At 71.2% G+C, this 2,661-nt stretch carries 2 protein-coding genes; both read right to left on the bottom strand.

Translation table 11 applies throughout. The annotated features are described in order from the left end of the window. Window positions 1-1,109, bottom strand: a 1,109-nt coding sequence (locus AC1DYN_RS32050; protein ID WP_477966771.1) for an RICIN domain-containing protein, incomplete at its 3' end; no start/stop codon positions are given. A gap of 89 nt (window positions 1,110-1,198) precedes the next feature. After that, on the bottom strand, window positions 1,199-2,661 hold a 1,463-nt coding region (locus AC1DYN_RS32045), incomplete at its 5' end, for a carbohydrate-binding protein (protein WP_477966769.1).

Below are 2,661 nucleotides of genomic sequence, written 5' to 3'. Positions count from 1 at the left end.
GGCGTGGGGGCCGGTGCGGGCGCGGGGGCGGGTGCAGGCGCGGGTGCCGGCGCGGGTGCCGGAGCCGGGGCGCCGACGGCGGTCAGCTTCCACTGCTGGTTGGCACCGGTGCCGCAATCCCATTGCTGGATGCGCGTGCCGGGCGTCGTGCCGTGGTCCTTCACGTCCACGCACTTGTTGCTGTTGCGGGCCTTGATCGCGTAGCCGGCGCCCGAGGGCGTGATCAGGAAACGCTGGTTGTCGCCGGTCGACGCGGCCCATTGCTGGATCAGCGCGCCGTTGGCGGTCGACACGTCGGTCACGTCCAGCGATTTGCCGCTGCCGGCATTGACCAGGCGGTAGCTGCCGCCGGTGTCGGCGCGCAGTTCGAAGCGCTGCGAGGCGACGTCGGCGCAGTTGCTTTGCTGGGCCTTCGCGCCGTTGGCGGTGCTGGCGCCTTCGATGTCGAGGCACAGGCCGGATTCGACCGACTTGACCTCGTAGACGCCGACGGCCACGGCGCTGGTCGCGTTGCCGGTGCGCGGCAGGAAGCGGAACTGCTGGACGCCGGCAGTGCTGCAGCTGTCCTGCTGCAGCGGCGTGCCGTCGCTGCCGGCGCCGCCGGCCGGGGCTACGCACTTGCCGCTGCCGGCATTGACGATGTTGAAGCGATCGCCGCCGGCGTGCTCGATGCGGAAGCGCTGTGCGTTGGTGCCGTTGTCGACCCATTGCTGCACGGCCGCGCCGTCGGAGGTGGAGGCGGCGGCGACGTCCATCGCCTTGCCGCTGCCGCCATTGACCATCTTGTACAGGCCGCCGCCGAGGGCGCTCAGCTCGAAGGACTGGGCGGCGTTCTTGTTGCAGCCGGCCAGTTGCAGGCGGCCGCCGTCGTCGGTGCTGGCACCGGCCACGTCGATGCACTTGCCGCTGTTGGCATGGACGAGGGTGTAGATGCCGCCGCCGAGCGTCACGGTGCCGGCGGTGCTGGCCTTGACGGCCAGCGGGCTCTCCTTCTCGGCGGCGCTGTCGGTGGCATTGCTGCCGTCATTGCCGCCGCAGGCGGCGAGGAAGGCGCTGCTGATCGCGACGGCGAGCGGCAGGCGGGCGAGTTGGTAGCGGGTGGAACGCATGTTGGAACTCCCTGGGGTGTGTAGGTGGAACCCGGGTTGGCACCCGGGCTACGTCGCGTAGCCCGGATGCCGATCCGGGGATCAAGGCGTCACTTCCAGTCCGACGACTGCAGCAGCGGGTCGACCGGCAGGCCGAAGGTGTTGCCCACCTTCGTTCCCGCGGTGCCCGGCGTCGCCAGCTGCGCGCTCCCGCACGCACCGCCGCCCGTCTTGATGATGGCCCACAGCATGGCCCCGTCGCGTGCGTTGCGGTTCGCCGACGTGCCGTTGGCGACCGCGCTGGTGAAGCGCGCCACCGAGTACGGCAGGTTCAGGTTGGCGTTGTACTGGTCCTGCAGGATGCGCGAGCCGGTGCACTGCGCGTCGGCATCGTTGACCACCAGCATGCCGCCGGCCCAGCCCTCGGGCGACGGCTCGAGGCCGATCGACACGATGGTCTTGCTCGGGAACAGGTTGCGGTACTCGTTGTAGCCGACCACGCCGTCGTAGTGCTCGAAGCGGGCGTCGTAGCTCATCACGTTGACCATGTCGAGCATGTTGCCGACCGCCGGGTACTTCAGCACCACGCCGCGCTCGCGGCCGGCGCTGCCGCCCCAGTACGACATCTTGCCGGCGCATTTCGGGTCGGCCGTGGTGCCGGCGGTGCAGTCCGCACCGGTGGACCAGCCGGCCAGCGTCAGGATGCGCCCGCCACCGGCCTTGTCGACCGCGGCGCGCAGCGCCTTGATCGAGTTGGCGTAGCGGTCGACGTTCTCATCGACTTCGTAGTCGACATCCAGGCCGTCGAAGCCCATCTCGGTCTGGATCCTGGCCAGCGCGTTGATGATCGGGCCGCTGCCGGCCGCGCCTTCCGCCGCGATCGGGCCCCAGTTGCCGTAGGTCGCGCCGCCCACCGCCAGGACCACCTTCTGGTTGCGCTGGTGCAGCACGTCGATCGCCGCCTTGATGTCCTTGGGCGTCGCGTTGAACGTGATGCCGGTGCCCGAGAAGCTGTTGGTGTTGATGCCGGCCCACGAGAAGTTGGGGTCGGCGAACGCCACCATCACGTGCGTGTAGGTGGCCGGCACGCGGGCGAACTTGCTGGCCTTGTAGACGTCGTTGGCGCTCTTGCCGGTGGCGTCGAACCAGTTGTCGCTCCAGGTCGGGTAGTAGCCGACGTAGACGCGCTTGGTCTGCACGGCCTTCAGCGCTTCAGGCAGCGTCAGCGTGCCGCCCGGGGCCGGGGCGGGTGCCGGGGCGGGTGCGGGCGACGGCGCCGGGGACGGTGCGGGGGCCGGAGCCGGTGCGGGCGACGGAGCCGGCGACGGGCCRCAGGCGCCGGAGGTCGGCGTCCACAGCGTCGGCGTGGCGGCCGGGTTCCAGTTGGCGCCGGCGAACGCGGTGTGCGTCACCAGGGCCTTGTACTGCTTGCCCTGGTAGCTGACGACCTGGCCGGCGTTGTAGGTGATGCCTTCGGTCCACGCCGCGCAGTTCGACGGCGCGGGGGCCGGGGCGGGTGCGGGAGCCGGCGTGGGCGCCGGTGCCGGGGCGGGCGTCGGGGCCGGTGCAGGCG

The organism is Rhizobacter sp. P2_D12 (assembly GCF_056404395.1).
The sequence above is the reverse complement of the archived record's forward strand: the minus strand, read 5'-3'. Positions and strand labels throughout refer to the sequence as shown.